The organism is Ferruginibacter sp., from assembly GCF_031430955.1.
Taxonomy (GTDB): Bacteria; Bacteroidota; Bacteroidia; order Chitinophagales; family Chitinophagaceae; genus Ferruginibacter.
This window is the reverse complement of sequence record NZ_JANPCM010000139.1, coordinates 1-8,079: the sequence shown is the minus strand read 5'-3', so window position 1 is coordinate 8,079 and position 8,079 is coordinate 1. Positions and strand designations below refer to the sequence as shown.

The 8,079-nt window shown below is 36.8% G+C and carries 6 protein-coding genes and 1 pseudogene; 3 read left to right on the top strand and 4 right to left on the bottom strand.

The features are described 5' to 3' along the window. Positions 1–131 precede the first annotated feature (131 nt). Positions 132–809, top strand: coding sequence for a tRNA (guanosine(37)-N1)-methyltransferase TrmD (gene trmD / locus ACY65O_RS03795; RefSeq protein WP_462219518.1), 678 nt, complete (start codon positions 132–134; stop codon positions 807–809). A gap of 66 nt (positions 810–875) precedes the next feature. On the opposite strand, the gene ACY65O_RS03790 is transcribed toward trmD, so the two are convergent. Then, on the bottom strand, positions 876–3,986 hold the full coding sequence (locus ACY65O_RS03790; RefSeq protein ID WP_462219517.1) for a WD40/YVTN/BNR-like repeat-containing protein: 3,111 nt from the start codon (positions 3,984–3,986) through the stop codon (positions 876–878). Between the two features lie 80 nt (positions 3,987–4,066). After that, positions 4,067–4,771: a hypothetical protein gene (locus ACY65O_RS03785; protein WP_462219516.1), complete on the bottom strand. Its 705-nt coding sequence runs from the start codon at positions 4,769–4,771 to the stop codon at positions 4,067–4,069. A 126-nt stretch (positions 4,772–4,897) separates the two neighbouring features. Between ACY65O_RS03785 and ade the strand changes: the two genes are divergently transcribed. Beyond that, entirely contained in the window at positions 4,898–6,634 is a 1,737-nt protein-coding gene (gene ade / locus ACY65O_RS03780) for an adenine deaminase (RefSeq protein WP_462219515.1), read from the top strand. Here ade and ACY65O_RS03775 read toward each other — a convergent pair. Together ACY65O_RS03775 and ACY65O_RS03770 are read right to left on the bottom strand one after the other, a co-directional pair. Next, entirely contained in the window at positions 6,581–7,174 is a 594-nt protein-coding gene (locus ACY65O_RS03775) for a TlpA family protein disulfide reductase (protein WP_462219514.1), read from the bottom strand. The genes ade and ACY65O_RS03775 overlap by 54 nt on opposite strands. A 9-nt stretch (positions 7,175–7,183) precedes the next feature. Beyond that, complete coding sequence (locus ACY65O_RS03770; protein WP_462219513.1) at positions 7,184–7,603, bottom strand: hypothetical protein; 420 nt, start codon at positions 7,601–7,603, stop codon at positions 7,184–7,186. 294 nt (positions 7,604–7,897) lie between these two features. On the opposite strand from ACY65O_RS03770, the pseudogene ACY65O_RS03765 reads away from it, so the two are divergent. Continuing rightward, a pseudogene (locus ACY65O_RS03765) lies at positions 7,898–8,079 on the top strand (uracil phosphoribosyltransferase); the annotation flags it as partial.

Here is an 8,079-nt window from a genome sequence, read left to right as displayed (position 1 = left end):
GATTGAAATGATAGTGCTGGTAAATAAAGAACAGACTGTAAATATTTTCCTGCAAATATTTATTACTTAGTTTTACGTTATCATAATAAAATATTTCACTTTAAAAGGCAACGCAATTTTGCGGACTGGTTATGAAAATTGATATTATTTCTGTTGTTCCCGATTTACTGCAAAGCCCTTTTGCCCACTCTATTTTGAAAAGGGCAAGGGATAAAGGATTGCTGGAAGTGAATGTAATTAATTTAAGAGATTACACTACTTATGCAAGGGCGCAGGTAGATGATTATGCATTTGGCGGCGGCGCAGGAATGGTGATGATGATGGAGCCATTGGTAAATGCCATTGAAAGTTTACAAAAAACAACTGCCTACGACGAAGTAATTTATTTAACGCCTGATGGAGCAAGCTTTAATCAAAAAATGGCGAATCATTTTTCTTTAAAAAATAATTTACTGCTTATTTGCGGCCATTATAAAGGCATTGATGAAAGGGTTAGACAACATTTTATTACCAAAGAAATTTCTATCGGCGATTATGTATTGAGTGGCGGCGAAATTGCTGCAGCAGTTTTGGTTGATGCTATTGGCAGATTAATTCCAGGTGTGTTAAATGATGAGACTTCTGCATTAACAGATTCTTTCCAGGATAATTTATTGGCGCCGCCTGTTTATACAAGGCCTGAAGAATTCCGTGGCTGGAAAGTACCGGATATTTTATTAAGCGGCAATCATAAATTGATTGAAGAGTGGCGGGTGGAGCAAAGTTTGCAAAGAACAAAAGAGAGAAGGCCGGATTTACTGGAGGATTAAGGTGAAAAATAAATTTAAAAAAAACGTGGCGGATTGCCACGTTTTTTTATTCTGCTAAATTAAAATTTAGTCTTTCTTCAACCCAATTACCGGCAATGCTTTCTCTCTTATCATTGCATTCAGTTTTACCACATCATCTTCCAGTAATTTTTTTAATGCATTTAATTGCACATCTGTTTGGGCAGCTAACTCAGCAAAAGCTTCTTTAACCTGTTTTGCAGGTGCTGCATTGCCGCTAACAGCAAAATCGTACAGGCCACTTATTTTATCATCTAAACGAATAGGAAAATTCAACACATCCTGCCCGCTTTTTGCTTTGGTTTGATGAAGCGCTTCTTCAATAGTGGTCATTTGTTTGTTAATGGTATCCGCCTGCTGTTTAATTTCCTTAGGTAAATCTTTTCCGGCACGTGCAGTAAAATCATTTATTTGCTTGCGTACCTCAGCAATATTTTTATTAGCTTTTTGTATATCGTTAAACTTATCTCTTATTGTAATTAAAAAATTAAACTGGTCTTCATAATCCTGCTGCGATAATTTGTAAACCGGGTTTGCTTTTATTACAAAACTGCCTTCTGCAGAATCTTTATCTGCTTTTATTTTATAAAAATAATTACCGGGTGCAGCTTTGGGGCCGGGCACATTGCCATGCCAGATAATTTGTCCTTCAATTTTATCCGCCGGCGGGTACAGCATATTCCACACAAACTGGTTCATGCCTTTGTTTACATCAATCTTATCTTCTTTTTCTTTTGCATTGGTAGCAAATAATTTTATTTGCTTTTTATTTTTATCTAAAATTTCAATACTAACTTTTGAAGAATCATTGATATTTTTTACATAATAATTAATAATTGAACCATTCGGCGGATTCATTCCAGCATTTTTTGCATTTACATTTTGAGAGCCGTCAAAACGGTAAGCATCGTTTACAGCAAATACAAAAATATTTTTGCTGCTGATACCGTTTGCTTTTTGCTGCACCACACTTAAATCATCAAGTACCCAAAAGGCCCTGCCTTGTGTTGCCACAACCAAATCATTTTCTTTAATAGTCATATCTGTAATTGGCACCATCGGTAAATTTAGTTGAAATGTTTTCCAGCTTGCACCATCATCGTAACTAATGTACATACCATATTCCGTTCCTGCATACAAAAGACCTTTTATTTTTTTATCGGCCCTTAAACATCTTGCAAAATGATTTGCAGCAATACCGTTGGTAATCTTCACCCATGTTTTTCCATAATCTTCTGTTTTAAAAATGTATGGTGCAAAGTCATCGCTTTTATATTTAGTGCCAACAAAATATGCTTTCCCTTTTACAAACGGATCGGTCTCCACACAATTCCACATCATCCATTTACCTGCTGCAGGCGGTGTTACATTGTCCCAGTTTTTTCCCCCATCTTTACTTACATGTATCAATCCATCATCGCTGCCCGTCCATAATAAATCTTTTTCCAGCGCCGATTCTGTTGCAGTAAAAATGGTACAATACACTTCTACACCGGTATTATCTTTTGTAATGGGGCCCCCGCTGCTGCGTTGCCTTATTTTATCATTGGTAGTTAAATCTCCGCTAAGTGCTGTCCAGGATGCGCCTTCGTTTTCTGTTGCAAATAATAAATTGCCACCTGCATATAATTTTTTAGGATTGTGCGGACTAAAGAAAATGGGGAAGTTCCATTGAAAACGATATTTGCTTACATCGGCTCCACCACCCAGCGGATCATCGGGCCATACACTTACGGCACGGTTCTCTCCTGTTTTGTGATCTAACCTTGATAAGTAGCCGCTGTAATTGCCACCATACACCACATCGGGGTTTAAAGGGTCTGCTACAACGTAACCACTCTCTGCACCGGCAGTATTTTGCCAGTCATCCTGCGTAATTTGTCCGCCATCACTTTGCGATAAAATTCTTACCGTACTGTTATCCTGTTGTGCGCCTAAAATTCTGTACGGGTAATGATTATCGGTGCTTACCCTGTAAAATTGTGCAGTAGGCTGGTTTAAATAAGTGCTGAAATTTTCGCCGCCATCAAAACTTATTTGTGCACCGCCATCATCAGCAATAATCATTCGCCTGCCATCTTCAGGATCAATCCATAAATCGTGATGATCACCATGAGGTGTATTTATATTTTTAAAAGTTTTTCCTCCATCAACACTTTTTAAAAAATTTACATTGAGGGCATATACAGTGTTTTCATTTTTAGGATCCACAAAAATTTTACTGTAATACCACGCCCTTTGACGAATGCTGTTATCACTGCTTTGCAATGTCCATGTTTCGCCGGCATCGGTACTTACAAATAATCCGCCATCTTTATTTTCTATAATGGCATAAATTTTATCGGTGTTAGATGGCGCCACTGTTATCCCCGTTATACCCCATAACCCTTTTGGTAAACCTTTATTGGCAGAAATATTTTTCCATGTTTCGCCTCCATCAATACTTTTCCAGATGCCGCCACCATCCCCACCACTTTCTAAACTGTAAGGCGTACGCTGTATGCGCCATGTACCTGCATATAATACGCTTGGGTTACCCGGTTCCATAATTAAATCGCTGCAACCGGTTTGATTATTTACATACAAAACTTTTTTCCATGTTTTGCCTCCATCCATTGTTTTATAAATACCACGGTCATCGTTAGCCCCAAATAAATGGCCGATGGCTGCTACCCAAACTATATCTGGATTTTTTGGATGAATAACAATTTTTATAATATGCCGGGTATCTTTTAATCCTAAATTTTTCCAGCTTCTGCCCCCATCATCGGTACGCCAAATGCCAAAACCTTCGCTGACATTGCCACGTAATGTACTCTCTCCCTCACCTGCATATAAAATGGTATTATCACTTGGTGCTACCGCTACACTGCCAATGCTGCCACCAAAATATTTATCACTGATGTTTTTCCAGTTGCTGCCGCCATCCATCGTTTTCCATACACCGCCGCCGGTACTGCCAAAATAAAAGGTGTTTTTGTTTTTTGCATCGCCGGTTACAGCACCGCTGCGGCCGCCACGGAACGGGCCTACCAACCGGTATTTTGTTTTACTCATTAAAATGCTGTCATCGTTATTTAAAACAGTGGTTTGTTTTTTTTGAGCAAGAGAGGAAAGTGCAACAGAAAATGTTGCAGCAAGCAGAAGTAGTTTTTGCATGTTAGTTAAATTATTATTGAAAGATACACAATGAAATTAAAACCCTCCCGGTTGATCAGGAGGTTTTTTAAAATAATTTTTTAATCTTTAAAAATGCTTTCGTCTACTTTTATATTAGTTTCAATTTTATCATAATTAATATCGCCTCTTTCGTTAGTAGTAGTGTAAGCAAACCAATAACCATCTGCATTTTGTTTATAATTAGAAAAATTGATAAATATTTCCACCTCCTCGCCATTCATTTTTCCTTTGGTAGTTGTTTTATACAGCCTGTCGGTTTTTGTATCTATAAAATAATTTGTAACATTCCCATTTTTAAAAGTAGCTTTTAAATGATAACATTCATTAGCATCCACCATTTGTTTGCCAATGTATTCTGCCTGTATACCTTTTTCTTTATAGTTTATAAAAATGCCTTTAAGGTCCAAATTATTTTGCCCGGCTTTAAGCATTTGTTCACCCATAGGCTCTGGCGATGACTGCCCGAAAATTGGCATAAATACAGAACCATTTGTTGCGGTAACTATCTGGTAGTTCTGCGTACCCATAACACTAAAATCTGTTCGATCACCTACTGTATGCAATGTAGTAATAACAATACTTACATCAGCACCCTGTGCATTCATGCTGCCCTCTTTACGCACACTGTTTAAGGTGGCTAATTTTTCCTTCCCTCCCATTGCTGCTGTATTTTTATCAATAATTTCGTCCACTGTTTGTGCCTGTGCAAATTGCGCCAATACCATCACTAAAATAAATAATCCGAAAATAATTATAGGTTTCATTGTTATGTTTTTTAGTCGGGCAAGATAAATTAAAATTTCAATTCAATATGTTTTGTTTATTCCATTTATCCAGCATCTTAAACCGTTTATAATAGTTTAAGTTTGCAAAAGAAATTTAAATTACTTATGCCAAAAATTATAACCGGAAATATTGTTGACATTTTCAACAAACAAATTTTTTACGGTGCAGTGACTGTTGAGAAAGGGAAGATTGCTTCAATTGAAAAGTTACCAGCTGTCAACGAACAACTTTCAGCTATCAACTACATTCTTCCCGGCTTTATAGACAGCCATGTGCATATTGAAAGTTCCATGCTGGTACCATCAGAATTTGCAAAGTTGGCTGTGGTGCATGGCACTGTTGCCACCATAAGTGATCCTCACGAAATTGCTAATGTTTGCGGCATGCAAGGTGTACAGTTTATGATTGACAATGGAAAAACGGTACCTTTTAAATTTCATTTTGGCGCACCGAGTTGTGTGCCTGCTACTATTTTTGAAACAGCCGGAGCTGTATTAAATGTAAATGATGTTGATGCGTTATTAAAAAGTGATGATATTTTTTATTTGAGTGAGATGATGAATTTTCCGGGTGTGCTTAATGGTGACGAAGAAGTACTGAAAAAAATTGCAGCTTCAAGAAAATATAATAAACCAGTTGATGGACATGCCCCTGGTTTAATGGGCGAGCTGGCAAAAAAATATATTGATGCAATTTCAATTAGATCAGCATCCGATGGAATTCCCCCTTTGGGGGGCGGGGGGGCTACCGACCATGAATGTTTTACAGCAGCCGAAGCGCTGGATAAATTAAAATACGGCATGAAGATTTTGATACGTGAAGGCAGCGCCGCAAAAAACTTTGACGCATTGATTGATCTGATGCATGAACATTACGAAATGATGATGTTTTGCAGCGATGATAAACATCCGGATAGTTTGGCAGATGGCCACATTAACCAATTATGTGCAAGAGCCGCTGCAAAAGGAATTGATATTTTTAAAGTGTTGCAGGCCGCATGTATTAATCCTGCATTGCATTATAAAATGAAGGTGGGATTATTAAGAGAAGGTGACGCTGCTGATTTTATTGTGGCAGAAGATTTAGAAAACTTTACAGTAGTGCAAACTTATATTGATGGAGAATTGGTCGCAGCGAATGGGAAGTCATTGGTCGTTAGTCAATCATCTTCGGTGTTAAACAATTTTGATTGCAGCGAAAAAGATATTTCAGATTTTAGATTTCAAGCCCCTCCTAAACTTCGTTCGTTCTCTGTCGAGAACCCCCAAGGGGAGGGAAAAGGAGAAGATCATGTAGGAGATTTATTTTGTATTGAAGCTTTAGACGGGCAATTAATTACCAATAAAATTATTTGCAGCCCAATTATTAAAGAAGGTTTTTACGAAAGCGATATTGCAAACGACGTTTTAAAAATTGTTGTAATTAACCGTTATAAAAATGCACCCGTTGCAAAAGCATTTATTAAAAACTTTGGTATAAAGCATGGCGCTGTTGCATCATCAGTTGCACACGACAGCCATAATATTGTTGCAGTGGGTATTGATGATGAAAGTTTAATGAAAGCAGTAAACTTAGTTATCGGTGCACAAGGTGGCATTAGTGCTGTTAATCATAATAAAGAAATGCTTTTAGCATTACCTGTTGCCGGATTAATGAGTAATGAAGATGGTTATAAAGTTGCAGCAGCTTACACCGCTATTGATAAAATGGTTAAAGAAGAATTGGGCAGTACACTTACAGCTCCATTTATGACTTTATCTTTTATGGCGTTGCTGGTGATACCGCATTTAAAGCTGAGTGATTTGGGATTGTTTGATGGGGATGGGTTTAAGTTTATTTAACTCTTCTACTATAATTGGATATAAAGCCTTTCTAAAATAGGCAATATTTCTTTGCTTGTCTAACGATGCTCCCGGATTGATATATTTAACAACTCCACTATCGTTTAAAATTATGTTAACAGGAAAACCTAAATAATAATTCAGCCTATCACATTCAGCATCGCTTATAGAAGTTATCGGAAACCTGATGTTATATTTATTTTTAATTTCCAAAATTTTTTCATTCTCTTCAAACGTAAATGATATGAATTTGAAATTAGGATTATTACTAAACGTATCATATAGCTTGTCTAATGCTTCTAATTCCCCCATGCATGGTGCACAGGAAGCATACCAAAAGTTTATAAAAGTTACTTTACCAGCAATATCCTTACTACTTATATTTCTTTCGTCATCAAAAAATGAAAATTTGCGATATGGCTTATTCATAGCCACATTCTTTTTTACTTCAATTGCTTTGTTGATTAAATCAATATCAGTTTGCTGGGCATATCCAAATAATGATAAACAACAAGCAAGAAAAATAAGATATACTCTCATAAAAATAATTTATTCCCCCTTCGCCCCTACTATTTTCAACGCCACACTATCCGTTCCCTTAGGTGCAAAATATTTGGTTTTAAATTCGGCAGATTTACCGGGGGCAAGCGTTTCAAAAACAGTTTCCACATCTTCTTCTAACAGCGCTTTTGTTTTACTGTAAAAAGATAATTTTATTTGTACATCTTTATAACTGGCAACTTTGGCAGTGTTATTCAGCATTCCTTTTACAACAGTTTGGCCTAAAAGGTTACGTTTATCTTTACCGGTTACAGATAAAAAACGGGCAGGGTTTTTCTTTTCGGTTTCCCCTAGTGTTTCTTTGGTTTGTTCGTATTTATCATTAACAGCATCAGTTTTTTTATCGCTGCTGTTGCAGGCACTAATTATTAGTGCACTTACAAATACCAAAGCAATCATTCTTTTCATGTTGTTTATTTTGAGTACAATAAAAATACATTTTTCTCAAATGCTGTGTTAAAAGATTTTGGCCACATGGTCTGACGTCCCCGTCTGACCATGTTTGTTTTAGCGGAAGGCTACAAAATTGCCATTGAAAAAAAATACTGCAAAGGGGATTTTTTATTTTAGTTTTGTTTTATTCAACCGCTTTAATAAAAGCTCAATAAAGATTTACTGTACAAGAGTGCGACGCCAATGAAGCCTGTCTTTGCACTGTTGCCCGGAACAAAAAATAAAAACCACTAACCTCAAACTGATTTTATGGTCATTAATTTAAGCGAACAACATTCTTTAATAAGCAACTGGGTAAGTGAATTACGCAATGTAGATGTACAAAACGACCGCATGCGTTTTAGAAGAAACCTGGAACGCATTGCTGAAGTAATTGGCTATGAGATAAGCAAAAAAATGCCCTGGGTTGAAAAAGAAGTTACAACACCATT

Excerpts from the sequence above, each read along its gene's own strand:
- ACY65O_RS03775 (WP_462219514.1), bottom strand. The coding sequence starts at position 7,174 with ATGAGAGTATATCTTATTTTTCTTGCTTGTTGTTTATCATTATTTGGA.
- trmD (WP_462219518.1), top strand. The coding sequence starts at position 132 with ATGAAAATTGATATTATTTCTGTTGTTCCCGATTTACTGCAAAGCCCT.
- ACY65O_RS03770 (WP_462219513.1), bottom strand. The coding sequence starts at position 7,603 with ATGAAAAGAATGATTGCTTTGGTATTTGTAAGTGCACTAATAATTAGT.
- ACY65O_RS03790 (WP_462219517.1), bottom strand. The coding sequence starts at position 3,986 with ATGCAAAAACTACTTCTGCTTGCTGCAACATTTTCTGTTGCACTTTCC.
- ACY65O_RS03785 (WP_462219516.1), bottom strand. The coding sequence starts at position 4,771 with ATGAAACCTATAATTATTTTCGGATTATTTATTTTAGTGATGGTATTG.
- ade (WP_462219515.1), top strand. The coding sequence starts at position 4,898 with ATGCCAAAAATTATAACCGGAAATATTGTTGACATTTTCAACAAACAA.